The 25,482-nt window shown below is 63.7% G+C and carries 24 protein-coding genes and 1 tRNA gene; 6 read left to right on the forward strand and 19 right to left on the reverse strand.

The features are described 5' to 3' along the window. Nucleotides 1-49 precede the first annotated feature (49 nt). A complete protein-coding gene (locus JOE62_RS10870) occupies nucleotides 50-532 on the forward strand; it encodes a hotdog fold thioesterase (RefSeq protein WP_204722365.1) in 483 nt (160 codons plus the stop codon). Between the two features lie 80 nt (nucleotides 533-612). Here JOE62_RS10870 and JOE62_RS10875 read toward each other — a convergent pair whose 3' ends face one another. From JOE62_RS10875 to JOE62_RS10890, 4 genes are all read right to left on the reverse strand, one after another. Then, on the reverse strand, nucleotides 613-1,158 hold the full coding sequence (locus tag JOE62_RS10875) for a dihydrofolate reductase family protein (RefSeq protein ID WP_204722366.1): 546 nt from the start codon (nucleotides 1,156-1,158) through the stop codon (nucleotides 613-615). Nucleotides 1,159-1,251: 93 nt separating this feature from the next. Continuing rightward, nucleotides 1,252-1,500, reverse strand: a complete 249-nt coding sequence (locus tag JOE62_RS10880; RefSeq protein WP_204722367.1) for a hypothetical protein — start codon at nucleotides 1,498-1,500, stop codon at nucleotides 1,252-1,254. Further along, entirely contained in the window at nucleotides 1,497-2,729 is a 1,233-nt protein-coding gene (locus tag JOE62_RS10885) for an inorganic phosphate transporter (RefSeq protein WP_038991795.1), read from the reverse strand. The genes JOE62_RS10880 and JOE62_RS10885 overlap by 4 nt, the downstream gene beginning before the upstream one ends. A gap of 290 nt (nucleotides 2,730-3,019) precedes the next feature. Beyond that, complete coding sequence (locus JOE62_RS10890; protein WP_204722368.1) at nucleotides 3,020-3,637, reverse strand: ANTAR domain-containing response regulator; 618 nt, start codon at nucleotides 3,635-3,637, stop codon at nucleotides 3,020-3,022. Between the two features lie 189 nt (nucleotides 3,638-3,826). On the opposite strand from JOE62_RS10890, the gene JOE62_RS10895 reads away from it, so the two are divergent. Next, nucleotides 3,827-3,911, forward strand: a tRNA-Leu gene (locus JOE62_RS10895). Nucleotides 3,912-4,085: 174 nt separating this feature from the next. Here the strand turns inward: JOE62_RS10895 and pyk are convergent. From pyk to hisI, 11 genes are all read right to left on the reverse strand, one after another. Continuing rightward, nucleotides 4,086-5,597 carry a pyruvate kinase gene (pyk, locus tag JOE62_RS10900; RefSeq protein ID WP_121866967.1) on the reverse strand — a complete coding sequence of 504 codons (1,512 nt, stop codon included), beginning with the start codon at nucleotides 5,595-5,597 and terminating at the stop codon, nucleotides 4,086-4,088. An 86-nt stretch (nucleotides 5,598-5,683) separates the two neighbouring features. Next, a complete protein-coding gene (locus JOE62_RS10905) occupies nucleotides 5,684-7,153 on the reverse strand; it encodes a glutamate synthase small subunit (protein WP_204722369.1) in 1,470 nt (489 codons plus the stop codon). Continuing rightward, on the reverse strand, nucleotides 7,146-11,765 hold the full coding sequence (gene gltB / locus JOE62_RS10910; RefSeq protein ID WP_420842178.1) for a glutamate synthase large subunit: 4,620 nt from the start codon (nucleotides 11,763-11,765) through the stop codon (nucleotides 7,146-7,148). The genes JOE62_RS10905 and gltB overlap by 8 nt, the downstream gene beginning before the upstream one ends. Nucleotides 11,766-12,335: 570 nt before the next feature. After that, nucleotides 12,336-13,364: a prolipoprotein diacylglyceryl transferase gene (gene lgt / locus JOE62_RS10915; protein ID WP_239543340.1), complete on the reverse strand. Its 1,029-nt coding sequence runs from the start codon at nucleotides 13,362-13,364 to the stop codon at nucleotides 12,336-12,338. After that, nucleotides 13,364-14,146: a tryptophan synthase subunit alpha gene (gene trpA, locus JOE62_RS10920; protein WP_204722370.1), complete on the reverse strand. Its 783-nt coding sequence runs from the start codon at nucleotides 14,144-14,146 to the stop codon at nucleotides 13,364-13,366. Before trpA ends, lgt begins: the two co-directional genes overlap by 1 nt. Beyond that, entirely contained in the window at nucleotides 14,147-15,478 is a 1,332-nt protein-coding gene (gene trpB / locus JOE62_RS10925; protein ID WP_204722371.1) for a tryptophan synthase subunit beta, read from the reverse strand. Between the two features lie 112 nt (nucleotides 15,479-15,590). Then, nucleotides 15,591-16,415 (reverse strand): indole-3-glycerol phosphate synthase TrpC, encoded by an 825-nt coding sequence (gene trpC / locus JOE62_RS10930; RefSeq protein WP_204722372.1) that lies wholly within the window; start codon nucleotides 16,413-16,415, stop codon nucleotides 15,591-15,593. Nucleotide 16,416: 1 nt separating this feature from the next. Continuing rightward, nucleotides 16,417-16,665 carry an HGxxPAAW family protein gene (locus JOE62_RS10935; protein ID WP_038991801.1) on the reverse strand — a complete coding sequence of 83 codons (249 nt, stop codon included), beginning with the start codon at nucleotides 16,663-16,665 and terminating at the stop codon, nucleotides 16,417-16,419. Nucleotides 16,666-16,822: 157 nt separating this feature from the next. Beyond that, on the reverse strand, nucleotides 16,823-17,413 hold the full coding sequence (locus tag JOE62_RS10940) for a Trp biosynthesis-associated membrane protein (protein WP_204722373.1): 591 nt from the start codon (nucleotides 17,411-17,413) through the stop codon (nucleotides 16,823-16,825). After that, nucleotides 17,410-18,981 (reverse strand): anthranilate synthase component I, encoded by a 1,572-nt coding sequence (locus JOE62_RS10945; protein WP_204722374.1) that lies wholly within the window; start codon nucleotides 18,979-18,981, stop codon nucleotides 17,410-17,412. Before JOE62_RS10945 ends, JOE62_RS10940 begins: the two co-directional genes overlap by 4 nt. 102 nt (nucleotides 18,982-19,083) lie before the next feature. Further along, entirely contained in the window at nucleotides 19,084-19,485 is a 402-nt protein-coding gene (hisI, locus tag JOE62_RS10950) for a phosphoribosyl-AMP cyclohydrolase (RefSeq protein WP_204722375.1), read from the reverse strand. Nucleotides 19,486-19,619: 134 nt separating this feature from the next. Between hisI and JOE62_RS10955 the strand changes: the two genes are divergently transcribed. The 4 genes from JOE62_RS10955 (at nucleotide 19,620) to JOE62_RS10970 (ending at nucleotide 22,791) form a co-directional block, all read left to right on the forward strand. Then, entirely contained in the window at nucleotides 19,620-20,261 is a 642-nt protein-coding gene (locus tag JOE62_RS10955; protein WP_038991805.1) for a TIGR03085 family metal-binding protein, read from the forward strand. Nucleotides 20,262-20,363: 102 nt separating this feature from the next. Then, entirely contained in the window at nucleotides 20,364-20,999 is a 636-nt protein-coding gene (locus JOE62_RS10960; protein ID WP_204722376.1) for a hypothetical protein, read from the forward strand. Nucleotides 21,000-21,241: 242 nt separating this feature from the next. Continuing rightward, a complete protein-coding gene (locus tag JOE62_RS10965) occupies nucleotides 21,242-21,886 on the forward strand; it encodes a DUF6318 family protein (protein WP_204722377.1) in 645 nt (214 codons plus the stop codon). After that, nucleotides 21,883-22,791 carry a PKD domain-containing protein gene (locus JOE62_RS10970; RefSeq protein WP_204722378.1) on the forward strand — a complete coding sequence of 303 codons (909 nt, stop codon included), beginning with the start codon at nucleotides 21,883-21,885 and terminating at the stop codon, nucleotides 22,789-22,791. Before JOE62_RS10965 ends, JOE62_RS10970 begins: the two co-directional genes overlap by 4 nt. 54 nt (nucleotides 22,792-22,845) lie before the next feature. Here the strand turns inward: JOE62_RS10970 and hisF are convergent, their stop codons facing one another. From hisF to ribH, 4 genes are all read right to left on the reverse strand, one after another. Beyond that, the gene (gene hisF, locus JOE62_RS10975; RefSeq protein ID WP_121866973.1) at nucleotides 22,846-23,616 is read right to left on the reverse strand and encodes an imidazole glycerol phosphate synthase subunit HisF; all 771 of its coding nucleotides are present in this window, start codon (nucleotides 23,614-23,616) and stop codon (nucleotides 22,846-22,848) included. 21 nt (nucleotides 23,617-23,637) lie between these two features. Further along, on the reverse strand, nucleotides 23,638-24,486 hold the full coding sequence (gene hisG / locus JOE62_RS10980; RefSeq protein WP_038991809.1) for an ATP phosphoribosyltransferase: 849 nt from the start codon (nucleotides 24,484-24,486) through the stop codon (nucleotides 23,638-23,640). Between the two features lie 142 nt (nucleotides 24,487-24,628). After that, on the reverse strand, nucleotides 24,629-24,892 hold the full coding sequence (locus JOE62_RS10985) for a phosphoribosyl-ATP diphosphatase (protein WP_038991810.1): 264 nt from the start codon (nucleotides 24,890-24,892) through the stop codon (nucleotides 24,629-24,631). Nucleotides 24,893-24,964: 72 nt separating this feature from the next. Next, nucleotides 24,965-25,456, reverse strand: coding sequence for a 6,7-dimethyl-8-ribityllumazine synthase (ribH, locus tag JOE62_RS10990; RefSeq protein WP_204722379.1), 492 nt, complete (start codon nucleotides 25,454-25,456; stop codon nucleotides 24,965-24,967). Nucleotides 25,457-25,482: the final 26 nt, after the last annotated feature.

The following is a 25,482-nucleotide window of genomic DNA, read 5'->3' on the forward strand; positions in this document are numbered from 1 at the left end:
CGAAGCAGTCGGTTTGGTTGTTTCGCTCACATCTGAAAGCCTAGTTGCCATGAGCGACAATTTCACTTCTCAAACCACGCAATCTTCGGCACATCCGTTTGCCGCGCAGCTATCGCGCCATGGCATCCCCGAAACCATGTGGCCACATCTGCGGCAAAATGGCGTGGGCGAACTGGTGGAGAAATTGGACATCGTCTTCACCGAGTTCGAAACCCAGCGCGTGGCCGCCACGATGCCGGTGGCGGGCAATACCCAGGTCTATGGGATCCTGCATGGCGGGGCGTCCGCAGCGCTGGCCGAAACCCTCGGTTCGATGGCTGCCGCGTTGCATGGCGCCGGCCGCGCCAACCCGGTCGGCGTGGATTTGAACATCACCCACCACAAGGCCGGCCGGTCCGGGGTTGTCACCGGGGTATGCACCCCGGTGCATCTGGGCCGCAGCAGCACCTGCCATGAAATCGTGATCAGCGATGAGCAGGGCCAGCGGGTTGCGACCGCCCGCATCACCAACATGCTGCTGCCCGTCGAATAGCAATCCGTGCAGGCGGCGCTCCGGGCAAGCCCTGCCCTTCTGGAGCGCAGCCGCGCCTCCGGCTGGTCTCCGGGCGCCACCTAGCCGATCGCGTAGCGCGAAAGGAGAATATCTGTACCCAGGTCGGTAACCTCCAGGGAGGAGAGCTGCGTGCTGATCGCGCGGCCGAACAGATTCGCCCCGCCGCCGAGCACCTCCGGAACGGTGACCAGCAGCAGCTCATCGAGCGCATCGGCCTCGACGAAGGCACCGGCCAGGTCGGCCCCGCCTACCACCCACACGTCGCCGGCCCCTGCGCTCTGCGCGATGTCCCTGCTCCAGAAGCCCACCTCGCCGCGGATGAAGGTCAGATCCGCCCCGGGCAGTGTCGGCAGTTCATGGTGGGTGAAGACCCATACCGGCTTGTCGCCGAACACCCACGGGACAGATCCCTCTGAAGCGTCGCGGACGATGTTCTCGTAGGTCTTGCCGCCAATCACTACGGCGCCGACGGTCTCGAAGAACTCGTCGAAATGCTTTTTCACTCCCGGCTGCGAGGCATAGGGCGTGAACCATTGCACGCTGCCGTTGCGATCGGCGATAAAACCATCGATGGAGGCACCCACGTAGTACTTGAAGCTAGTCATGGCTCCAGTCTAGGGGTGCCTCCATCGAAGGCGATATCAAGTTGGCCGGGGAGCCCGGATTCGTGTCGGATCCGCCGGATGCCGAGCGCGGCTCTAGTGGCCTGAGGAGATGCCCAGGATGGCCTCGCTCAGCTGCGGCACGATCAGCACGACGCCCAAGGCGACGATCAGTCCGCACACCACGAAGCAGGCGTAGGCGCCACCCTTGCTCACGCCCTGGCTGCGGCCTCCATCCTTGGCAACGGCAAGCAGGCGGACTCCGAAGGAGTAGGCGGCCACAATCGCCAACGCGGCAACCCACGTGATGACGGCAACGACGAGGAATGCTGTCCAGTCGATCATGAATTATCAGCTTCCTTCTGCGCGGCGGCGGCCTTGGCCTGCTTGGCTTCCGCCTTGGCCTTGGCGCGGCGTTCCTTCTTGGACAGGATGTTCACGGCTGCACCGGAGTTGTCGATGTCGGAGATGTTCGACTCGTGGTCATGCGGCTGCTTGCGCGAGATGAACCAGATGGCCAGCATCGCACCGGTACCAGCGACAGCGACGATCACGATGCCGATGTTGCCCAGGTGGGTGATGGCGGCGGCGATGCCGCCGACGATGCCGGCAGCCGGCAGGGTGAACAGCCAGCCCAGGGCGATTCGGCCGGCAGTACCCCAGCGGACTTCGCCGCCCTTGCGGCCCATGCCCGAACCGATCACGGAGCCGGAAGCTACCTGGGTGGTCGACAGCGCGAAGCCCAGGTGCGACGAGGTCAGGATCGCAGAAGCGGTGGACATCTCGGCGGCGAAGCCCTGCGCAGGCTTCACGTCGGTCAGGCCCGATCCCATGGTGGCGATGATGCGCCAGCCGCCAGTGTAGGTACCCAGTGCGATGGCGAAGGCGCAAGTGGCGACCACCCAGAACTGCACTCCGGAGTCGGAGTCCTGCAGGCCCGAAGCCACCAGGGTCAGGGTGATGATGCCCATGGTCTTCTGCGCATCGTTGGTGCCGTGCGAGAGTGCAACGAGCGAGGAGGAGAAGATCTGGCCGTAGCGGAAACCGCCACGTTTCGGCGAGGCGCCGTTTTCACGCTTGGTGATGGCGTACGCCAGCTTGGTGCACAGGTACGCGGAGATGCCCGCGATCAGTGGCGCGCAGATGGCCGGGAGCAGCACTTTGGATAGCAGCACGCTGTAGTTCACCGATGCGAACCCCGCACCGACGATCGCGGCGCCAACGAGGCCGCCGAACAGTGCGTGGGAGGAGCTCGATGGCAGGCCCAGCAGCCAGGTGAACAGGTTCCAGATCACGGCACCCATCAGGCCCGCGAAGATCATCGCCGGGCCGATCGCTACGCCCGTGGTCGGGTCTTCGTTGATGATGCCGCCTGAAATGGTCTTCGCTACCTCGGTGGAGAGGAAAGCGCCGACGAGGTTCAGAATTGCGGCGAGGGCAACAGCCTTCTTAGGGGAAATTGCTCCGGTTGCGATTGGAGTGGCCATCGCATTGGCCGTGTCATGGAAACCATTGGTGAAGTCGAAAAACAACGCCAAGGCAATGACCAGGACGACGATAAGCGTCAAATCCATTGAATACCAGCCTGAGGGGTCGAACGGCAAGGAAAAGTGAACGGGCCATGAAGAAGGGTCCTGCGGAGGGTAATGGCGTGCGGGTCTTCGTTCTCGGCGCAATTTCCATCTTAGGCCTACCACGCAGTACGTCAATCCAGGATTGCAACCCCATTCAGCGGAAAAAAAGGTGAACAAAAGGTTACAGAACGGTGAACGCCCAGTCGAACGCCGTTCCAGCCGGTCGAGGGCATAAAAAATGTGCGCCAAACCATACATGGTTTGGCGCACACTCTTGTGGCTGGCGGTGCCTACTTGACCTGGTCGACGACCGTCTCGGCGACCTGGCGCATGCTCAAGCGGCGATCCATGGAGGTTTTCTGGATCCAGCGGAACGCTTCCGGCTCGGTCAGGCCCATCTTGGTGATGAGCAGCGACTTGGCGCGGTCCACCAGCTTGCGGGTTTCGAACTGCTCGGCCAGGTTGCTGACTTCTTCTTCCAGCGCACGCAGTTCGTCATTGCGGGAAATCGCGATTTCGATCGCCGGGGTGAGGTCGGCAGGGGTGAACGGCTTGACCACGTAGGCCATGGCCCCGGCCTCGCGGGCGCGCTCGACCAGCTCCCTCTGGCTGAAGGCGGTCAGCAGGACCACCGGGGCGATGCGTTCCTTGACGATGGCTTCGGCGGCGGTGATGCCGTCCATGACCGGCATCTTCACGTCCATGAGCACCAGGTCGGGCTTCAGCTCGCGCGCCTTTTCCAGAGCTGCCTGGCCGTTGTCGGCTTCGGCGACGACGTCGTAGCCCTCGGAGCGGAGGATTTCTACGATGTCCAAGCGGATCAGGGTTTCGTCCTCGGCAACAACCACGCGACGCGGAGTGGTTTGCACCTCGGATGGGATGCGGGTGATTTCAGGTAGATCGCTCATTGGCGCCTTCCTCCATGGTCAGAATTCCTGCCCGCTGCGCGGGCGGCATCTAGGTGGTTTAGGTTCAGCGAAGCCACGTTGCCTCGGTTTCACTTCTAAGCCTACTGGCATGTACTCTTGTTCAGGCGAAGACGCGAGGATCCTGATTAGGAAATCTGGAAAACCTCTAGTAAAGTAGTCAAAGTGCCAGCCCAAGTGGCGGAATCGGTAGACGCGCCGCACTCAAAATGCGGTATCGAAAGATGTGTGGGTTCGAGTCCCACCTTGGGCACCAGCTTCAAGGCTGTTGGGCCGGAAATACTTCCGGCTCGACGGCCTTTTTCACGTCTCCGCCCGATGACCTGTGCTCGAGTTCACAACCCGCATTTGCCGGCCCAAGCAGAATCCGCCCTGCCCCAGCTTCTGGGACAGGACGGATCGATACGCTTGGGCTAGAGGGTAGCGGCGACTACAGGTTCTTCGGAGCCGAGACGTTCTCCGGATCCCACGGACCAACCTTCTCGCGTGCAGGCATCGGCTTGCCATCGACCAGCTGGCCGGCATCTGCCAGGTCGCCGATCTTGTGCACGCGCAGCGAGTTGGTCGAGCCGGCCTGCCCTGGAGGGGAACCGGCTGCGATGCAGACCAGGTCGTTGAGGTCAGCCAGCCCCTCGGAGAGCAAAGCTTCGTCCACCTGGGCAGTCATCTTGTCAGTGTGATCGGCGTAGGCCACCAAGCGTGCCTGCACACCCCACATCAGGGTCATGATGTTGTAGGTCTGCTGCAGCGGGGTGAAGGCCAGAACCGGCTTCTTCGGGCGCAGACGCGAGAGGCGCCGTGCCGAGTCACCGGACTGGGTGAAGGCGACGATGTACTTCGCATCGAGCTGATCGGCGATTTCCACTGCGGCGCGGGTGATCGCACCGCCGCGGGTCTTCGGCTTGGAGCCCAGGCGTGGAATGCGATCCAGTCCGTGCTCTTCGGTCGAAGAGATGATCCGCGACATGGTCTCCACCGTTTCCACCGCGTACTCGCCTACGGAGGTCTCTCCCGAGAGCATGACCGCGTCAGCACCGTCGAGCACCGCGTTGGCGCAGTCCGAAGCCTCGGCACGGGTCGGGGTTGGCGATTCGATCATCGATTCAAGCACCTGGGTGGCGACGATGACCGGCTTCGCCCAGCGGCGAGCCAGCTCGACCGCACGCTTCTGCACCAGTGGAACTTCTTCCAATGGCAACTCGACGCCCAAGTCGCCTCGGGCGACCATGATCGCGTCGAAGGCGTTGACGATTTCTTCCAGTGCCGCCACGGCCTGCGGCTTCTCGATCTTGGCGATGACCGGCACACGGCGGCCTTCTTCATCCATGATCTCGTGGACACGCTGGATGTCTTCGGCGTTGCGCACGAAGGACAGGGCGACCATGTCGATGCCGGCACGGATGGCCCAGCGCAGGTCGTCCTCATCCTTTTCGCTCAGCGCAGGCACGTTCACGGCCACGCCAGGCAGGTTGATGCCCTTGTTGTTGGACACTTCGCCGCCCACGACGACCTCGGAGCGCACGGTCTTCTCGTCGACCGCAATGGCCTTGAGCTTGACCTTGCCGTCGTTGATCAGCAGGAAGTCCCCTGGCTGCACGTCGGTAGGAAGTCCCTTGAAGGTGGTCGAGCACAGGTTCCGGGTGCCTTCGATGTCCTCGATGGTGATGGTGAATTCCTCACCGGCCTCGAGGATGTACTTGGCGTTGTCCTTGAAGCGGCCGAGGCGGATCTTCGGACCCTGCAGGTCGGCGAAGATGCCGACAGCACGGCCTACCTCTGCGGCCGCATTGCGCACATTCGCAAGGGATTGCGCGTGCATGGAGTGGTCTCCATGGCTCATGTTCAAGCGGGCGACGTCCACGCCCGCCTTCAGTACCGCTACAGTATTTTCATAACTTGCCAGGGCCGGGCCCCAGGTTGCCACAATCTTTGCGCGTCTCATTCCGTCAGCCAAATGCCTTTCATGTTCACATAGGCAAAATGCGGCCCACCCGGTTTCCGGGTGCGCCGCATTCAAGCCTATGTCACTCAAATGATGCTGATGGCCCTATCGGTTGGAGCAACCGGTGCAGGGAGAGTAGTCGAACCCGTGAGGAACTTGTCGACCGCGGCCGCGCAAGCGCGTCCTTCGGCGATAGCCCACACGATCAGCGACTGTCCCCGACCGGCGTCTCCGGCGACGAATACCGACTCGGTGTTCGTCATGTAGTAGCCATCTCGGGCGACGTTGCCCCGGTTGTCGAATTCGATACTGACCTGTTCGTCCAACCCGGAAACTTCCGGACCGGTGAACCCGAGGGCAAGCAGGACCAGATCCGCTTTAATTACGCGTTCGGTTCCAGGCTTCGGGAGGCGCTTGCCAGCAACAAATTCTGTCTCTGCAACTGTAACACCGATCACCTTGTTTTGCTCACTTCCCTCGCCGGAGATGAAGTTGACGGTCGAGGCCAGGTAGGTCCGCTCGCCTCCTTCCTCATGGGAGGTCTGCACCTCGAACAGCACCGGCATCATCGGCCACGGCTGGTCCTCGCGGCGTTCGGTGCCCGGCTGCTTGCCGATGGCCAGCGTGGTGACGCTGGCGGCGCCTTGGCGCAGCGCGGTGCCGATGCAGTCCGAACCGGTGTCGCCGCCACCGAGGACGATCACGTGCTTGCCCTTGGCGTCGATCGAGCGCTCGGACTTCAGCCCCGCCACCACGCGGTTGTTATCGGTGAGGAACTCCATGGCGTGGTGCACGCCGTCGAGGTGGTTACCCGGCACTGGCAGCTCGCGCGGCACGGTCGCGCCGGTGGCCACGATGACCGCATCGTAGTCGCGGCGCAGCTGCTTCCAACTGATGTCCTTGCCGATCTCGATGCCGGTGCGGAAGATCGTGCCTTCCACTTCCATCTGCTCCAGGCGGAGGTCGATGACCTGCTTCTCCAGCTTGAAGTCCGGGATGCCGAAGCGCAGCAGGCCGCCGATGGCCTCGTCGCGCTCGTACACCGCGACGGTGTGCCCTGCGCGGGTCAGCTGCTGGGCGGCGGCCAGGCCGGCCGGCCCCGAGCCGACGATCGCCACGCGGTGCTCGGTGTGCCTGGCTGGCGGCTGCGGCTCGAAGCCGCCGGCATCCATCAGGTGCCCGGCGAGCTCCGCCTCGACCTGCTTGATGGTCACCGCGGGCTGGTTGATCCCCAGCACGCAGGAGGCCTCGCAGGGGGCCGGACACAGCTTGCCGGTCAGCTCCGGGAAGTTGTTGGTGCTCAGCAGCCGGGCGGCCGCGTCGTCCATCCGGCCCTTGTAGGCCAGGTCGTTGAACTCCGGGATCAGGTTGCCCAGCGGGCAGCCGTTGTGGCAGAACGGCACGCCGCAGTCCATGCAGCGGCCAGCCTGCTCCTTCAAGGTGCCGGCCTTTTGGCGTTCGACAACCTCCTTGTAGTCCATCAGGCGCACCGGCACCGGGCGCTTGGGCTGGGTGACGCGTTCGGTCACCCTCAGGAATCCGCGTGGATCAGCCACGGGTCACCTCCAGAATCTTGTTCCATACCTGCGGCGAGTCCGGGTTCTGCCCGTTGGCCGCCGCATCGTTGCGTAGCTGCTGCACGGCGGCGAAGTCGCGCGGGGTGATGCTGGTCAGCCGGCCGCGGGTGTTCTCCCAGTCCAGCAGCAGGCGGGAGGCCAGCGGGGATGCGGTCAACGCGATGTGCTCGGTGAGCAGCTCGCGGATGCGCTCGGCTTCCGAGTCGCTGACCGGGGCGACCAGCAAGTCGCCGTGCTCGGCGGCCAGCGGGTTCAGCTTGGCCGGATCGAAGTCCAGCACCCAGGCGGTGCCGCCGGAGAACCCGGCGCCGAAGTTCCGGCCGGTGGCGCCCAAGATCAGCACCTGTCCCCCGGTCATGTACTCGCAGCCGTGCTCGCCGATGCCCTCGGTGACGATGCTCGCCCCGGAGTTGCGCACCGCGAAGCGTTCGCCGACCATGCCGTTGATGAACAGCTGGCCGCTGGTGGCGCCGTAGCCGACCACGTTGCCGGCGATGACCTGCTCTTCGGGCTTGGACAGGGTGGTGCGCGGCGGGTGGATCGCGATCCGGCCGCCGGACAGGCCCTTGCCGACGTAGTCGTTCGCGTCGCCGGAGAGCTTCAGCGTGATGCCTTCGGGCAGGAAGGCGCCCAGGGACTGGCCGGCGCGGCCGGACAGGTTCACCTTGATGGTGTCCTGCTCCAGGGTCTGCACCCCGAAGGTCTTGGTCACGTGGTGTCCCAGCAGCGTGCCGGTGGAGCGGTCGGTATTCACGATCTTCGCGTCGATGCTCACCGGCAGGCGGTCGGCCAGCGCCGGTGCGGCGGCGGCGAGCAGCTGCTGGTCCAGGTGCGTGTCCAGCCCGTGGTCCTGGCCGATGCGCCGGCGGCGCGCGGCCAGCTCGACGTCGGGGACATGGGTGATCGCGTCCAGGGCCAGCCCTGCCACCTTGTCGTGCGCGGCGACCTGGTCGGCATCGGTGTCCAGCAGCTCGACCTTGCCGATCACCTCATCCAGGGTGCGTGCACCCAGCGCGGCGAGCAGTTCGCGCACCTCCTGGGCGATGAACTCGAAGAAGTTCACCACGAATTCGGCCTTTCCGGTGAAGCGTTCGCGCAGCGTGGGGTTCTGCGTGGCCACCCCCACCGGGCAGGTGTCCAGATGGCAAACGCGCATCATGATGCAGCCGGAAACCACCAGCGGGGCGGTGGCGAAACCGAACTCCTCGGCCCCGAGCAGCGCACCGATCAGCACGTCGCGGCCGGTCTTCAGCTGGCCGTCCACCTGCACGGTGACGCGGTCGCGCAGCCCGTTGAGGATCAGCGTCTGCTGCGCTTCGGCCAGGCCGATCTCCCACGGGGTGCCGGCATGCTTCAGCGAGTTCATCGGCGAGGCGCCGGTGCCGCCATCGTGCCCGGAGACCAGCACCACGTCCGCCTTGGCCTTGGCCACGCCGGCCGCGACGGTGCCGATGCCCGACTCGGAAACCAGCTTCACGTGCACGCGCGCCGACGGGTTGGCGCACTTCGCGTCGTGGATCAGCTGGGCCAGGTCCTCGATCGAGTAGATGTCATGGTGCGGCGGCGGGGAGATCAGCCCGACGCCCGGGGTGGAGTGCCGGGTCTTGGCGATCCACGGGTAGAGCTTCTGGCTCATCAGCTGGCCGCCCTCGCCGGGCTTGGCGCCCTGCGCCATCTTGATCTGGATGTCATCCGCGTTGGTCAGGTAGAGGCTGGTCACGCCGAAGCGCCCCGAAGCGATCTGCTTGATGGCGCTGCGCCGCTCGGGGTCGAGCAGGCGCTCGGGGTCCTCGCCGCCCTCGCCGGTGTTGGACTTGGCGCCCAGCCGGTTCATCGCGATGGCCAGGGTCTCATGCGCCTCGGCGGAGATCGAGCCGTAGCTCATCGCGCCGGTAGAGAACCGCTTGACGATCGAGGAGACCGGCTCGACCTCGTCGATGCTGATCGGGGTGATGCCCTCGGTCTTGAACTTCAGCAGCCCGCGCAGGGTCTTCAGCTGCGCGGCCTGGTCGTCCACCGCCTTCGTATACTCCTTGAACACGTCGTAGCGGCGGGTGCGGGTGGAATGCTGCAGGCGGAAGACGGTTTCCGGGTTGAACAGGTGCGGCGGGCCTTCGCGGCGCCACTGGTACTCTCCCCCGGTCTCCAATTCCAGCGGCTGGGCGCCGCCGTCGATCTCCGGGTAGGCGCGCGCATGGCGGGCGGCGGTTTCGGCGGCCACCACGTCCAGCTCGATGCCCGAGAGCTTCGTGGCGGTGCCGGTGAAGTACTGGTCGACCACGCGCTGGGACAGGCCGACGGCTTCGAAGGTCTGCGCGCCGCAGTAGCTGGAGACCGTGGAGATGCCCATCTTGGACATGATCTTCAGCACGCCCTTGCCCAGCGCCTTGATCAGGTTGGCGCTGGCCTGGCTTCCGTCGATGCCGGGCAGCTCGCCGTTCTCGGCCATCTGCTCGACCGATTCCAGTGCGAGGTAGGGGTTGATCGCGCTGGCGCCGTAGCCGATGAGCAGCGCGATGTGGTGCACTTCGCGGGCGTCGCCGGACTCGATGATCAGCGAGACGCGGGTGCGGTTCGAGCTCTTGAGCAGATGGTGGTGCACCGCGGAAGTCAGCAGCAGGGACGGGATCGGCGCCCAGGCGGCCGAGGAGTCGCGGTCCGAGAGCACGATGTAGCGCACCCCGCGGTTCACCGCGGCGGAGACCTTCTCGCAGATTTCCTGCAGCCGGGCGCGCAGCTCGGATTCGCCGCCGGCCGGGCGGTACAGCCCGCGCACCTTCAGCGTGTACTTAGCGCCGGATTCGTCGCGCAGGTTAGCGATCTTGGCCAGCTGGTCGTTGGTCAGCACCGGGTAGTCCAGCGCGATCTGGGTCTGCTCGACGCGGTCCAGGGACAGCAGGTTACCGTCCGGGCCGATCGCGGTGCCCATGGAGGTGACCAGCTCTTCGCGGATCGCATCCAGCGGCGGGTTGGTGACCTGGGCGAAGGACTGGGTGAAGTAGTCGAACAGCAGCCGCGGGCGCTGCGAGAGGGCGGCGATCGGGGTGTCGGTGCCCATGGCGGCCAGCGGCTCGGCGCCGGCGGCGGCCATCGGGGCCAGCAGCACGCGCAGCTCCTCGGTGGTGTAGCCGAAGGTCAGCTGGCGCAGGGCCACGGAAGCCGGATTGTGGCGCACATGCTCCAGGTCCGGGAAGTCGTCCAGGGTCTTCAGGTTCTGCGCCACCCAGTCGCGCCATGGCTTGGAGGCGGCCACTTCAGCCTTGATCTCGGCATCTTCGACGATGCGCTGGCCGGCCAGGTCCACCGCGAACATCTTGCCCGGGGCGACACGGCCCTTGGCCACGATGTGCTCTTCATCGGTGTCGATCACGCCGACCTCGCTGGCAAGCACCACCAGGCCGTCGTCGGTGACCCACCAGCGGGCCGGGCGCAGGCCGTTGCGGTCAAGCACGGCGCCGGCCATCTGGCCGTCGGTGAAGCAGACAGCTGCCGGGCCGTCCCACGGCTCGATGAGCATGGACTGGTACTGGTAGAAGGCGCGCAAATCCGCGTCCATCTGGTCGTCGTTTTCCCACGGCTGCGGGATCATCATCATGATCGTCTCGGCGACGTTGCGCCCCGAGAGCATGAGCATTTCGGCGACCTCGTCGAAGGAGGCCGAGTCGGAGGCGCCGGCGGTGCAGATCGGGAACAGTTCCTCGGGCACCTCGCCGAGCAGCGGCGAGGCGAGGGTGGACTGGCGGGCCCGCATCCAGTTGCGGTTGCCCTTGACCGTGTTGATCTCGCCGTTGTGCGCGATGGTGCGGAACGGCTGGGCCAGCGGCCAGGACGGGAAGGTGTTGGTGGAGAAACGCGAGTGCACGATCGCGCAGCGGCTGGCGAAGCGGCTATCGGACAGGTCCGGGTAGAAGGGCTCAAGCTGCGCGGTGGAGACCATGCCCTTGTAGACGATGGACTGCGAGGAGAACGAGGCGAAGTACACGCCCATCTTGTTGTGCGCGCGGCGGCGGATGCGCCAGGCGGCGGCGTCCAGCTCGCGGCTGGTGGCGGCCGGGGCACCGGCAGGGGCGGCGATGAAGAATTGGGCGATGCAGGGCATCACCTTGCGGGCAGAGGCGCCGAGCACGTCGGCGTTGACCGGTACCTCGCGCCAGCCGAGCACCGCGAGGTTTTCCTCGGCGGCCATGGTTTCCAGCTCTTCTTGGGCGAAGGCACGTTCGCCGGAGTCGGCCGGGAGGAAGCCCATGCCCACGGCGTAGGAGCCGGCGGCGGGAAGATCGAATGCGGTGACGCTGCGCAGGAATGCATCAGGCAGGTGCAGCAGGATGCCGGCGCCGTCGCCGGTGCCCTCGTCGGCGCCGATGGCGCCTCGGTGCTCCAGACGGCGCAGGGCGGTCAGCGCATGGGCTACAATGCCGTGGCTGGCTTCGTTCTTCAGGGACGCAATCATCGCCAGGCCGCAGGCGTCCTTCTCGGCCGACGGATCGTACAGCCCCTGCGCGCCGGGCAGCGCGGAGAAACGGGTGTAGGGCGAGGGGACTTCCTCGCCAAAACCTGGCGAGGCGTTCATCTGGACGCCGGTCATGCTCATGAGCGTGCCTTTCTGTGGTTCATGCAGGATAGGCGCGCGGCAGCCCCCGGTAAAGAGCTAATTCTTCGCAAGGGCTTCCGGCCGCCTGGATGTTTCATCTAGCTGAAACTTTTCGACAGTGCTAAGCGGGGTCTGCTTGCGCATCGAGGTTTCGGGGACGAACATTTCCCACCTCGTTGTGGTGCTGCACCGGCAGGCCGTTCCAGGGGTCGATCAACCAGTTCGGTGCGTGGATCTCACGTTACGCAGGTTTTGTTTCTCCCATGCGCGTGCTTCTGTTTCCGCAATGTTAAAAACTTTTGTCCCAGTTCGCGCGGAAAAAGCAGGTTTTTTGGTGAAAAACGCCCGAAAACCGTTCTCGCCAGCCGATTTTGAAAGCCGCCCAATGTTTCAAGCATGTTGCGCACACGCGTCGGCAACCCGCCAAATTATTCGCGCTTCTTCGCCATATTGGGTCCCTGGCTCGTCATGGAAGCTGATCCCGGAGGCCGCGGGACGGGTTAAACCAGCGGTGGCCGGCAAGCATGAATGCTTGCCGGCCACCGCAATGGGGCTATGGATTCGCTGCCGCTACTTCTCGTTCTGCGGATCAGCGCCGGTCCCCTTTTCGGACGCGGTTTCCGATTCGGAGGTGGTTCCCGAGTCGGGCGTGTCCTGGGCACCGGTGCCTTCAGCTGGCTTGCCGCCTTCTGCTGGGGCCGGCGCAGGCGCCTTTCCTGGCAGGTAGAATGGATCGGCCTGCTGGCCGCGCAGCTTGCCGAGGACCAGGATCAGCGCGAGGATGCCGGCGATGACCATGCCGATCGCCAGCCACTGGTGCACGCGCAGGGCCAGCGGCCCGATGGCGATGACCTCGGCCGCATCCAGGCGCAGCGATTCGGTGAAGGTGCGGCCGATCCCGTACCAGATCATGTAGCAGCAGAACAGCGCACCACGGCGCAGCTTGAACTTCCGATCCAGCGCGATCAGCACGAAGGCGCCGAGCACGTTCCACAGCGACTCGTACAGGAAGGTCGGGTGGAAAAGCGTGTCCGCGGGCAGCCCGGCCGGGAAGTTGTAGCTGTCCGGGTCGATCTCCAGGCCCCACGGCAGGTCGGTCGGCGCACCGAAGAGCTCCTGGTTGAACCAGTTGCCCCAGCGTCCGGCGGCCTGCGCCAGCAGCAGGCCGGGCACGGCGGCGTCGGCGAATGCAGAAAGCCGGATGCCGGCCCTCCGGCAGCCGATCCAGGCACCGAGCGCGCCGAGCGACACCGCGCCCATGATGCCCAGCCCGCCGAGCCAGATCTGCGGGATCTCAGCCAGATGCGCACTCTGCCCGCCGAGCCCGAAGTAGTACATCGGGTCGGTGATCAGCACATGGTAGAGGCGGCCGCCGACGATGCCGAAGGGGATCGTCCAGATGGCGATGTCCCAGAGCATGTCGGAGTTGCCGCCACGGGCGGAAAGCCGCTTGTTGGTCAACCACAGCGCGATCAGGATGCCCGCAAGGATACACAGCGCGTAGGCGTGGATGGTCAGCGGGCCCAGCGAGATCTGCGAGAACTCCTGCGGCGGAGACGGGATAGAGGCTGGCAGGGCCAGCTGCGCTGCGAAAGCCATCAGGCGCGTCCTCTCAGTTCGGCGGCCAGGGCGCCGACTGCCGGCACTCCCCCGTCGCGCAAAGCGGCGACCAGCGCGGTGCCGACGATCACGCCGTCCGCGTAGGCGCCGATTTCTTCCACATGCTCGCGGCGCGAGACGCCCAGGCCCACGCAGGCGTTTTCGGCGCCGGCCTTGTGGGCGGCGTCGACCACTGCCTGCGCGGCGGAGGACACCTCGGAACGGGCGCCGGTGACGCCCATCAGCGACACGCAGTAGACGAACCCGGAAGAGGCGTCGACCGTGCGCTGCACGCGGGCTTCGGTCGAGGACGGGGCGATGAGGAACACGCGCTCCAGGCCGTGCTTCTCGCTGGCTTCCATCCACTCGGCGGCCTCATCGGGCACCAGATCGGGGGTGATCAGCCCGGCTCCGCCGGACTCGGCGAAGCGCCGGGCGAATTCGTCCACGCCCAGTCGCAGCACCGGGTTCCAGTAGGTCATGACCATCACGGCCGCGTCGGTGCGTTCAGTGATCCCGCGCACGATCTCGAAGATCTGCGGGACCTTGAAGCCGTTCGCCAGCGCCTGCACGGTGGCTTCCTGGATGACCTGGCCGTCCATGACCGGGTCGGAGTACGGGATGCCGATCTCGATGACATCCACGCCGTTCTCGGCCAGCGCCACGGCGGCCTCGATGCTGGTGGCGACGTCCGGGTAGCCGGCAGGCAGGTAGCCGATGAGGGCCGGACGGCCCTCGGCGCGGGCTGCGGCGATCTTCTGGGCGCTGGTCACGCGGGTCATCTACTTCTCCTCGGAGTTCTGCGAGCCGGAGTTCTGCGCGTTGGCCGCGCTGATTTCGGCCTCGGCGTCCTTTTCGTCGATCATGTTGAACCAGGCGGCGGCGGTGCCCACGTCCTTGTCCCCGCGGCCGGAGAGGTTCGCGATGATGATCGTCTCCTGCGGCACAGCGCCCTCGGCGATCTTGCGGGCGGCCAGCCGGATGGTGCCGGCCAGCGCGTGCGCGGATTCGATCGCCGGCAGGATGCCCTCGGTGCGGCACAGCGCCTTGAACGCGTCCATCGCCTCGGTGTCGGTGACCGGCTCGTAGGCGACGCGGCCGATGTCGGCCAGGTAGGCGTGCTCGGGGCCGACACCCGGGTAGTCCAGGCCGGCGGAGATCGAGTGCGACTCGACCGTCTGCCCGTCCTCGTCCTGCATCAGGTAGCTCTTCGCGCCGTGCAGCACGCCCGGGCGGCCCAGGGTGATGGTCGCGGCGTGGCGGTCGGTGTTCACGCCGTCGCCGCCAGCCTCGAATCCGTAGATCTCGACCGACGGGTCGTCGAGGAAACCGTGGAAGATGCCGATCGCATTGGAGCCGCCGCCGATGCATGCGGTCACGGCGTCAGGCAGGCGACCGGCCTGGGCCAGGATCTGCTCGCGCGCCTCGTCGCCGATGACCTCGTGGAAGTAGCGGACTATCGCCGGGAACGGCGCGCCTCCGGCGGCGGTGCCCAGCAGGTAGTGGGTGGTCTCGACGTTGGCGACCCAGTCGCGCAGCGCCTCGTTGATCGCGTCCTTCAGCGTCTGGGAGCCGACGGTCACCGGGATCACGGTGGCGCCGAGCAGGCGCATGCGCGCCACGTTCAGCGCCTGGCGGCGGGTGTCCTCGGCGCCCATGTAGACCACGCACTCCAGGCCCATCAGGGCCGCGGCGGTGGCCGAGGCGACGCCGTGCTGGCCGGCGCCGGTCTCCGCGATGATGCGGGTCTTGCCCATGCGCTTGGCCAGCAGCGCCTGACCGAGCACGTTGTTGATCTTGTGGCTGCCGGTGTGGTTCAGGTCCTCGCGCTTGAGGAAGATCCGCACCCCTCCGCAGTACTGCTCGGAGAAGCGCTTGGCTTCGGTAAGCAGCGAGGGGCGTCCGGAGTAGTTCTTGTTCAGGTCCTTGACCTGCGCGATGAACTCGGGGTCGTTCTTGGCCGCCTCGAAGGTCTCGTTCAGCTCGTCCATGGCGGCCATGAGGGACTCGGGCATCCATCGTCCGCCATACGCACCAAAGTACGGGCCGCTTGCGTGCCTCAGCGACTGTGCATCGATCGACTGGCTGGGCTCGGAGTTCTCCGGAGTGCTCATCGATTCCCTCTCTTCTCGTACGAAGCTTGATTCGTGGTAAGTCTCGTGCCCCGCCGGAAGCTCCTGCGGGGCACGAAATGCAATTCTGGGTCCGACGCGCTGCCGTGCGCGGCTAGCGCTGCGGCTTGGCGTCGGTGCCGGCCTGGATGAACGCGGCGACCGAAGCGCGCGGATCGGCGTGCTTCACCAGCGCCTCGCCCACGAGGATCGCGTCGGCGCCTGCAGCACCGTACTGGGCAACCTGCTCGGTGGATTCCACACCGGATTCGGCGACGATCACCGCCTCGGACGGCAGCAGCGGTGCGAGCTTGCCGAAGGTGGCCGGATCGACGTCCAGCGTCTTCAGGTTGCGCACGTTCACGCCGATGATCTTCGCCCCGGCCTTGATGGCGCGGGCGATCTCTTCCTCGGTGTGGGTTTCCACCAGGGCGTTCATTCCCAGCTGGTGAGTCAATTCTAGGAAAGATGCCAGCAATTCATCATTCAGCGCCGCAACAATGAGCAACACGAGGTCAGCGCCGTGCGCGCGGGCTTCGTAGATCTGGTACTCGTCGACGGTGAAATCCTTGCGCAGAACCGGGATCTGCACGGCGGCGCGCACCGCATCGAGATCCTGGAGCGAACCGCCGAAGCGGCGCGCTTCGGTCAGCACGGAAATCACCGAGGCGCCACCGGCTTCGTACTCGGCGGCCAGGACTGCGGGCTCCGGGATGTCGGCCAGCGCGCCCTTGGACGGGGACTTGCGCTTTACCTCGGAGATTACACGCAGCGTGGTGTCGCGGGCGGCCTTATCGGTGTGGCCGCCCAGCGCGGCGAACGCATCACGTGCAGGGGCGGCTGCCGCCGCTGCCTGCTTGATCGCTTCCAGGCTAGTGATTGCGCGACGAGCGCCCAGGTCTTCCCGGACGCCCGCGATGATGTCATCAAGAACAGTCAATTTAGTGCGATGCTCCACTGCGAGCGCCACCGACGCCGAAACCGGCTGCCTTCAGGATCCAGCCCAGCAACAGGCCGACTACGACGATGCCGCAACCGACCCAGACGATGGACCAGGCGAGGAAGGCGAAGGCGATGCCTGCCACGATTGCACCGACAATCATGGTCAGCACGCAGGCCCACGCTGCGATGGAGTTGCCGTGGCCAATCTCTTCGGTGTAAACCGGATCGATCTCGGTGTTCTGCGACATGTTCGATGTCTCCTCATGTTGTGATGCTGCGCCCCGGCAGGGCGTTGCTGCCGAAGGACGTTGGTCTTCAGGTTCCATTCTGCCACCTGCGCGCGAGAACCTCCTATTCCAGGGGCCTTCGTTGCGCGCCGGTGGTGCGAATCACGCTCGGCCCGGGCTATTTCCCGCCAGCGGTCGGGTCTTCGCCCTGCGAGAGCTGCTCCCAGCTGGCGATGCTGCGGGAGGACTGGTCCTTAGGCTCCATGCTGGCCTTGGCCGCTTGCCGGTCGTACTTGCTGGCCTTCGCGGGCCAGCGGCCGGCGAAGACCAGCACCAGCACCGCCTGCAGCACGACCAGCACGCCGGCAATCACCGCTACCGCCGGCCACGCGGTGAGCGTGTACTCGCCGGCGTTCTGGGCCAAACCGGTGGCTTCGGCCACGGCGGTGGAGGCGACGGCCTGCGGGTCGCGCAGCGCGCCAATGCCGGCGGTGATCACCGTGGCGCCGGCGAGCAGGCAGATCGCCGCGATGATGTAGCGGGCGATCTTCCCGGCGATCAGCAGCGCCAGCGAACCGGCCAGCACCACCACGGAGACCGCGGTGACCGAGGCGGCCGCGGTCGCCCCGTCAACGACAATCTGCGGGATCTGCACGGAGCTGGAGGCCACATCAACGGTGATCCAGGTCCGGGTGGCCGACCAGAGGCCGATCAGTGCGCCGGCCAGGCCGAAGAGGGCAAGGGTGCGGGCGCTGGTTAATTTCTTCACTTCGCTTCACCTGATTCGGTGTTGATGGTGTGGGCGGCACGCATGGACTGCGCGGCCCAGACGGCGCGCAGCGGGGCGGCCGCCTTGTTCACGGTTTCCAGTGCCTCGTCGGCGAACTTCGAATCGTTCACGATGCCGCCGCCGGCCTGCACGTATGCGCGGTTCCCCTTGAGCAGGGCGGAGCGGATGGCGATGGCCATGTCCATGTCGCCGGCGAAGTCCAGGTATCCGACCACGCCGCCGTAGATGCCGCGGCGGTACGGCTCGTACTCGTCGAGCAACTGCAGGGCACGGGGCTTCGGCGCTCCGGAGAGCGTACCGGCCGGGAAGGTCGCGGCGAGCACGTCGTAGGCGTCCACGTCGTCGCGGGTCTTGCCGACCACGTTGGAGACCAGGTGCATGATGTGGCTGAAGCGCTCGACCTCCATGAACTGGGTGACTTCCACGGTGCCGGCCTTGCAGACCCGCGAGAGGTCGTTGCGCGAGAGGTCCACGAGCATCAGGTGCTCGGCGCGTTCCTTCTCGTCGTTGACCAGCGACTTCTCATGCAGCTGGTCGTCCTCGTAGTTGGCCCCGCGCGGCCGGGAGCCGGCGATCGGGTGCGTGACCACGTGCGAGTCGTTCACCGTGACCAGCGCTTCTGGCGAGGAGCCGACGATTTCGAAGCGTTCGCCGTCCTCGTTGACGAAGTTGAACAGGTACATGTAGGGGCTGGGATTGGTTGCGCGCAGCACCCGGTAGACATCCAGCGCGTCGGCCTGGGTTTCCAGCTCGAAGCGGCGCGAAACGACGATCTGGAAGACCTCTCCATCCACGATCGCGGTCTTGGACTTGGCCAGCGCTGCCAGGTATTCGTTCTCATCCCAGGAATGGGTGACGGCGTCCATCAGGGTTTCGCGCGGCACATCGGTGCCGGTGAGCACCGCCGCGGCCGAATCCACCGGCACCGCGAGCTGGTCGAGCATCGCCTGCAGGCGGGCGACGGCGCCGTCGTAGGCCGCATCGACGTTCTCGTCGCTGCCATTGAAGTTGATGGCGTTGGCGATCAGCGTGACCGTGCCTTCGGCCGCATCATGGGCCGCCATGTCGGCGACCAGATTCATGCTCAGCTCGGGCAGGTTCAGGTCGTCCGCCGGAGGGTTGGGCAGCTTCTCCCAGTGCCGCACGCATTCCCAGCCGATGAAGCCGACCATGCCGCCGGTCAGCGGAGGCATGCCGGGAACCGGTTCGGTTTTCAGCGTGCGCACGGTGTCGCGCAGCACCTCCACGCCCGCCCCGCCGGTGGGCAGGCCGTCAGGAGCGTGCCCCTGCCAGTAGGCTTCTCCCCCGCGGGTGCTCAGCGTGGCCGGCGAGTTCACTCCAATGAACGAATAACGGCTCCAGACGCCACCCGGGGCCGCCGACTCCATCAGGAAGGTTCCGGGCCGCCCCTGTGCCAGCGTGCGGTACAGGCCGATCGGCGTGAGCGAGTCGGCCAGCACGGTGATGGTTACCGGGATGACGCGTCGGTTCGCGGCCATGGCGCGGAAGGACTCGCGGGACGGGGAAATCTTGCCAAGGGTTTTCATCAGTGTTCTTCTTCTACGTGTTCTTCGAGCCGTGCTGCAACGCGCAGCTGAGTGCTCAATTCTCGGCCCTCGCCTGCTGCGGGTGCCGGTGCGTCGGCAGTCCTACTCGGGACGGTGGCCCACCACGGCCGGCAATTCGCGATCGGTGAAGCAGGATTCGGTGCCGGTGTGGCAAGCGGCGCCCACCTGGTCGACCTGGACGAGCAGCGCGTCGCCGTCGCAGTCGAGGGCCACGGCCTTCACGAACTGGTAGTGGCCGGAGGTGTCGCCCTTGCGCCAGTACTCCTGGCGGGAACGCGAATAGAAGGTGACCCGGCCGGTGGTCAGCGTGCGGTGCAGCGCTTCATCGTCCATCCAGCCGAGCATCAAGACCTTCCCGGAATCGTACTGCTGCGCGATGGCGGCAAACAGGCCATTGGCATCGCGCTTGAGGCGAGAGGCGATCTCCGGGTCGAGGCTGTGGGATTCAGGGCTCGGAATCGAGCCGTCGTTAGAAGTAGGCATCCCCATTAGCATACTGGTTTTCCGCGGAATCCTGAGACCTGTGACGTACCGCTCGTCGACGCGCCATGCCGACTGGGCGACACCACTCTCGCCTTGCACAATTAGTCAGTTGCAGCGTGCTAGTTTCAGAAGTGATGCACTTAGTTCAGGCTTCCAGACTTGCGTTGGCCGAGACCCTGCTTGCGGCAGGACCTACCGCCGACACCCTTTGCGACGGTTGGCAAACCCGCCATCTCGCCGCGCACCTCGTGTTGCGCGAAAGCTCGCTGCTTTCCGCCGGCACGTTCTTCAAGCCGCTTTCCAAGAAGCTTGAAGCGAAACTGAACCAGATGGTGGTCGCGGCGCAGACCCCGGAAGGCTACGCGAAATTGGTCCGCAGCTTCCGCTCGGGTCCGCCCGCGTTCTCGCCGTTCGCCATCGACAAGGTCAACCAGTCGGCGAACCTCTCGGAGTTCTTCATCCATACCGAGGATGTTCGCCGGGCCCGCGGCCAATGGGCTCCGCGGGTGCTGGACAAGGAGTACACAGAACTGCTCTGGCAGTCGCTGACCCGCATGTCCCGGCTGCTGTTCCGCCACGCGCCCATCGGCATTATTCTCACGCGTCCCGATGGACAGCGCCATGTTGCCAAGAAGGCGCCGAACGCCGTGTCCATTACCGGACCGGTTACCGAGCTGATGATGTATTCGTTCGGCCGCATCGACCAGAGCCTCGTCTTGTTCGAGGGCGGCGAAACCGCATTGGAAATCGTCAAGGGATTCAAGCCGGGGCTGTAGCACTCCCCCGGTTATCCACATTCGTGGGTGGGCCGTCCATGTTCGTTTCGCACAGGCCTAGGATTTCGAGCAATCGATATCCAACGGCCTCGGAGCTTGAACATGAACGCGCACAAGGTTATTCGCCACGGCTCCAGTGCAGCCATTGCCGCAGTCCCCGCTTTCGTCCTGATCGCCTTGATATCGGCGTTGTTCATGTCCATTGCACCGGACGAACCCGCATCTTCGGCTGCATCGCCGGCTAATCCCAATACAGTGGAGACGACGCCACCCAGCGAACCGGACCCTTCAGATTCGGCAAGCATCTTGCATGAAAAAACGGATTATGGGGCGCGAGAAGCCGCAAGGCGCTTCTTCCAATTGCTCGATGAAGAAATCATTTATCGCACCCCCGCCGACTTCGTGCCAATTGTTACCGGCACATGCGAAGCAGAGCGATGCTGGAAGAGGTTCCAAGAGCAAGATGACTTGAGAACGGGGCCAGAAGACATCCAGATCGGGGGCTACCATTTCCTGCACGTGAACTACATTGTCCGGGTCGACAGCGACAAGGCCTACCTGATGGGAGAACTCACCTTGTCCGAAGGCTACCTGCTGCGTCCAGATCAGGAAGTCAATTCGTTCGAAGAAAAGAATCTGGGTGAGATCACCATAGGACTTGAGTATACCGACACCGGGTGGAAGGTCTCTGATGTCTCGCTTGATGATCCACCTTCAGCGACGCCGCGCGACACTTGAGCTTGGATACATTCAAACCAGTCACACTGCTCAGTTCTGCGCTGAAGCCATGCCGGCAGCCGATGGCCAGGAGGTTGCTCTCTGCACGTATGAGCAGTATCAATAGTGGCGGAAGTTCACAGAGAATCTGAAATAGGCTGTGGCAAGTTTTCCACAGATTCATCGAAAACTCTCCACTTTCTTGAAACACCGGCATAGGATTGCGCACAACCTCCCATTCCCGATGATCATGGAGAGTTCGGATGGAATCTCGGAAAGTTGCAGTTATCGCGTCGGTTGCTGCAGTTGCACTCGCACTGTCAGGCTGCAGCACAGGGAACGCTGAGGAACCAACCAGCTCAGCGTCGACTGTCGAAGCAGCTCCCTCGGCGACATCGCCTAAGTCAGTTTCCCCCTCGGCGAGTGAAACTGATAAATATGAACCGGCATCGGCGAATGGCCCAGCTAAAAATGTCCCTGTCCCCAATCTGCCAGCTGCAGCCAAAAAGAATTCTGAAGAGGGTGCCGCTGCCTTTGCGGAGTACTACTTCGAACTAATTAATTACGTCATACAAACCAATGATGCTGAGCCGTTGAAAAAATCCACGACTCGTGAATGTGAAATCTGCGGTAAATCACTCATTGACCCCGCGGGCCGTGCTCAGATTAGTGGCAAATGGCAGGTTGGCGGGGAACACATTTACGAAGTCGTTGACAGCTATAAATCGTCCAGTGACAAGGCCATCGTTACTGTCCGTTTTGAAGTTGAATCAGCAGATTTCTATATCAAGCCCAACGAGCTTGAATCGAGCAAAGATAAGCGCCCTTCGAAAGTAGCTGGGTTAGGAATGGCATACGATTCCGGCTGGAAAGTCTACATAATTGACATTGAAAAGTCCTCCAAATGATTATTCGAACCTTGGCATGCGAAATACTAATCTATGCATTTCTCGCTTCGCCTGGCCTCAGCTTGCAGCCAGAGACAGTATTTACGCGCACATGCCAACAACTTGATCAAACAGAGCTCACTGAGACAAATGCCGAGCACAACTATTCGGAATGCCAGTCCCCAAAATCGGATGATTTTAAGGAGTGGAACACCCCACCAACGTCACCTAAAAGGGACGAAGTCGTCAGCAAACCGAAACCACGTTTTAAAATTAGGGATTTCTACGAGTGCCACACCGGGAATCGTGACACAACCGGATGCAACTCAAACCCCGATCGGCCCGCCTGCCCTGATGGTTCGCGTCCAATCACACGGCAGATAATTTCACTTGACGGCGAACTCGTTAGGCAATTCTCGCTATGCCCTGAAGATCCAATTCCTGAAGACCTACCAGATGGGTCTTTTATAGAAGAACCGCGAGTCACTCTCGAAGCTTTCCGATCGTTCCCAATTAAGGGGTCGAAGGTAGAAAGCTCTCCAATCACTTTCTCTCTAAGAAATGGTCATTCTCATTTCTGGGCATCTCGTGAGACTCAAGTATTTAACTCGAACTTGTCGGGATCCAACATAAAGATCAAGGCGATTCCGATTCAATGGAATTGGAACTATGGTGATGGGACCACTCGAAATCTAAGTTTTCCCGGCGAACCTGCACCGAACCATACTTTGAGAGATGAAACCCCTACGAGTCACTCTTATAGCGAGACTGGCACGTTCAAGGTAGGAGTAACGACTCTCTACCGGGGAGAATTCAGCGTCGATGGAGGCCCATGGCAGGCCATACCCGGTCAAGCCGCCGTCGCAAGCACACCGATTGAAATCGACGTTTGGCGCACTGAGAAGGAGCTCATTGCCAACGATTAGCCGAGTACAGCATGAGGCCCAGCGCCATGTGGTGCTGGGCCTCATGCTTGGATCCTAGCGAACTGGGTAACCAGCTTCGCGGATGGCTTGCTTAACCTTGGCGATCATGTCCTTTGGACCGAAGTGGAAAATCGATGCGGCCAAGACAGCGTCAGCACCGGCTTCAATCGCTGGAGGGAAGTCCTCTGGCTTACCCGCGCCGCCCGAGGCGATCAGCGGGACCGAAACCTCGGCGCGAACCGCACGGATCATTTCCAGATCGAAACCATCCTTGGTCCCGTCAGCATCGATCGAGTTCAGCAGGATCTCCCCCACGCCTCGTTCGGCAGCTTCCTTGGCCCAGGCGACGGCGCACATGCCGGTGCCCGTACGACCGCCATGGGTAGTGACCTCGTAGCCCGATGCGATCGACGGATCATCGGTGCGGCGCGCGTCCAGGGACAGCACGAGCACCTGGGAGCCGAAGCGCTGGGTGATCTCGTTGATAACCTCGGGACGGTTCACCGCCGCGGTATTGATCGAGGCTTTGTCGGCACCATTGCGTAGCAGCCGATCGACGTCTTCAGCAGTGCGGACGCCACCGCCCACGGTCAGCGGGATGAAGACTTCTTCTGCGGTGTGACGGACCACTTCGTAGGTGGTTTCACGGTCCGAACTGGATGCGGTGACATCGAGGAAGGTCAGCTCGTCGGCGCCTGCGTCGTTGTAGCGGCGGGCAAGCTCGACTGGATCGCCAGCATCGCGAAGGCCCGCGAAGTTGACACCCTTGACGACGCGTCCGGCATCGACATCGAGGCAAGGAATAACACGAATTGCAACGCTCATCAGCGGATTTTCCTTGTCTCGTTAGATGCGGCAGGCGTGGATCTGGCTGACCAGGATGGCGCGCGCGCCAACGTCGTACAGCTCGTCCATGATGTTGTTGGTCTGCGATTTCTTGACCATGGCGCGCACTGCGACCCACTCGGAGTTGGCAAGGTCCGACACGGTTGGCGATTCCAGGCCTGGGGTCAGTGCACAGGCCTTGTCAGCCAGCTCGCGGCGTACGTCGTAGTCGAGCATGACGTACTGGCGGGCGACGAGCACGCCATTGAGGCGGCGGATCAGCACATCCAGGCCGGATGGCTTGTGCCCGACCCGGCCGATCATGACCGCTTCGGAGTTCAGCAGCGGATCGCCGAAGATCTCCATGCCGGCGGCCTTGATGGTGTTGCCGGTTTCTACGACGTCGGCAATGGCATCTGCTACGCCCAGGCGGACAGAGGACTCGATGGCGCCATCAAGGCGAACGATCGAAGCTTCGATGCCGGACTTCTCGAGGTAGTGGCGCAGCAGCACGTCGTAGCTGGTGGCAATGCGCTTGCCGTTGAGCTGCTGGGCATCGTTGAACGCGCCAACCGGGGCAGCGAAGCGGAAGGTCGACTTTCCGATGCCCAGCGAAAGTTGCTCTTCGACAGCGTCGTCGACGTCTGCATCGAGGTACAGGTCGCGGCCGGTGATGCCTACGTCCAGGATTCCGCGGCCGACATAGACAGCAATGTCGCGGGGACGCAGATAGAAGAATTCAACTTGGTTGTCCTCGTCGACCAGGACCAGTTCGCGGGAATCGCGGCGCTGGAGGTAGCCGGCTTCCTTGAACATGGTGGAAGCGATTTCGGACAAGGCACCCTTGTTGGGTAGGGCTACGCGGAGCATTTTTGACTCGTTTCGTCATGAATGGCGCTGCGGCGATTAGCCATAAACAAGCGCCAAGGATTAATTCGTTGGCCGTTGTTTCTGCCGCCGTGCGTTGACTGCGGCCTGATCTGAAGTGGATCAGGCCGCAGTCGCGCGACGGCTATAGATGCTTGTAAACGTCGGCCAAGGTCATGCCCTTGGCGATCATGAGAACCTGCAGGTGGTACAGCAATTGGGAGATTTCCTCCGCCGCGGCCTCATCGGTTTCGTACTCCGCAGCCATCCAAACTTCGGCGGCTTCCTCGACGATCTTCTTGCCGATGCCGTGGACACCAGAGTCGAGTTCGGTGACGGTACGTGAGCCTTCCGGGCGGGATTGTGCCTTGAGCGATAGTTCGCTGAAGAGCTCGTCAAAAGTTTTCACAGAACCAATCCTAGCTGTTTTCTTTTCCGGTGCCGTATTCTGGTGGCCCTTTGTGACAGGGCCGCCCCGCTGCTACGGCAGTGCGGCTACTGTCATGACGGCAGCCGAGTATGCTTCGTAGCCCTTGTCCTCACTGGAGTTCTCCAAGCCAGCGCGGTCCAGGGCCTGCTCTTCGTTATCGCAGGTGAGCACGCCGAAACCAATAGGGGTTTTGGTGTCCACACTCACATTGGTTAAGCCATTGGTGGCTGCCATGCAGACATAGTCGAAGTGCGGAGTTCCGCCGCGGATGACCACACCCAGCGCGATGACCGCGTCGTAGTCCCCTGCGAGGGTGGAAGCCGCGACCGGCAACTCGAAAGTGCCCGGTACCCGAATCAGGGTGGTGCTGGATTCCAGGCCGGCGTCCTTGGCGGCACGCTGGGCTCCGTCGATCAGTCCGTTCATGATCACCTCATGCCAGCTGGCTGCCACGATGGCCACCTTCAGCTGGGAGAACTTCTCGTCACTGGCCAGGGTCTTCAGCTGTTCGCTGACATCCGTTGGTGCGCCATGCTTGCTCATCTTGATGCTCCTTGGTTCTTCTGGAT

The sequence above is a fragment of the Glutamicibacter nicotianae genome (assembly GCF_016907615.1).
Classification (GTDB): Bacteria; Actinomycetota; Actinomycetes; order Actinomycetales; family Micrococcaceae; genus Glutamicibacter; species Glutamicibacter nicotianae.

Bases quoted from the DNA above. Each gene is read 5' to 3' on its own strand.
- JOE62_RS10945 (WP_204722374.1), bottom strand. From the start codon at position 18,981: ATGAAAACCCTTGGCAAGATTTCCCCGTCCCGCGAGTCCTTCCGCGCC.
- hisG (WP_038991809.1), bottom strand. From the start codon at position 24,486: ATGCTCCGCGTAGCCCTACCCAACAAGGGTGCCTTGTCCGAAATCGCT.
- gltB (WP_420842178.1), bottom strand. From the start codon at position 11,765: ATGAGCATGACCGGCGTCCAGATGAACGCCTCGCCAGGTTTTGGCGAG.
- JOE62_RS10970 (WP_204722378.1), top strand. From the start codon at position 21,883: ATGATTATTCGAACCTTGGCATGCGAAATACTAATCTATGCATTTCTC.
- lgt (WP_239543340.1), bottom strand. From the start codon at position 13,364: ATGGCTTTCGCAGCGCAGCTGGCCCTGCCAGCCTCTATCCCGTCTCCG.
- JOE62_RS10890 (WP_204722368.1), bottom strand. From the start codon at position 3,637: ATGAGCGATCTACCTGAAATCACCCGCATCCCATCCGAGGTGCAAACC.
- JOE62_RS10960 (WP_204722376.1), top strand. From the start codon at position 20,364: ATGAACGCGCACAAGGTTATTCGCCACGGCTCCAGTGCAGCCATTGCC.
- hisI (WP_204722375.1), bottom strand. From the start codon at position 19,485: ATGCCTACTTCTAACGACGGCTCGATTCCGAGCCCTGAATCCCACAGC.
- JOE62_RS10885 (WP_038991795.1), bottom strand. From the start codon at position 2,729: ATGGATTTGACGCTTATCGTCGTCCTGGTCATTGCCTTGGCGTTGTTT.
- JOE62_RS10875 (WP_204722366.1), bottom strand. From the start codon at position 1,158: ATGACTAGCTTCAAGTACTACGTGGGTGCCTCCATCGATGGTTTTATC.
- JOE62_RS10965 (WP_204722377.1), top strand. From the start codon at position 21,242: ATGGAATCTCGGAAAGTTGCAGTTATCGCGTCGGTTGCTGCAGTTGCA.
- JOE62_RS10935 (WP_038991801.1), bottom strand. From the start codon at position 16,665: ATGTCGCAGAACACCGAGATCGATCCGGTTTACACCGAAGAGATTGGC.
- ribH (WP_204722379.1), bottom strand. From the start codon at position 25,456: ATGAGCAAGCATGGCGCACCAACGGATGTCAGCGAACAGCTGAAGACC.
- JOE62_RS10870 (WP_204722365.1), top strand. From the start codon at position 50: ATGAGCGACAATTTCACTTCTCAAACCACGCAATCTTCGGCACATCCG.
- hisF (WP_121866973.1), bottom strand. From the start codon at position 23,616: ATGAGCGTTGCAATTCGTGTTATTCCTTGCCTCGATGTCGATGCCGGA.
- JOE62_RS10880 (WP_204722367.1), bottom strand. From the start codon at position 1,500: ATGATCGACTGGACAGCATTCCTCGTCGTTGCCGTCATCACGTGGGTT.
- JOE62_RS10955 (WP_038991805.1), top strand. From the start codon at position 19,620: ATGCACTTAGTTCAGGCTTCCAGACTTGCGTTGGCCGAGACCCTGCTT.
- trpB (WP_204722371.1), bottom strand. From the start codon at position 15,478: ATGAGCACTCCGGAGAACTCCGAGCCCAGCCAGTCGATCGATGCACAG.
- pyk (WP_121866967.1), bottom strand. From the start codon at position 5,597: ATGAGACGCGCAAAGATTGTGGCAACCTGGGGCCCGGCCCTGGCAAGT.
- trpA (WP_204722370.1), bottom strand. From the start codon at position 14,146: ATGACCCGCGTGACCAGCGCCCAGAAGATCGCCGCAGCCCGCGCCGAG.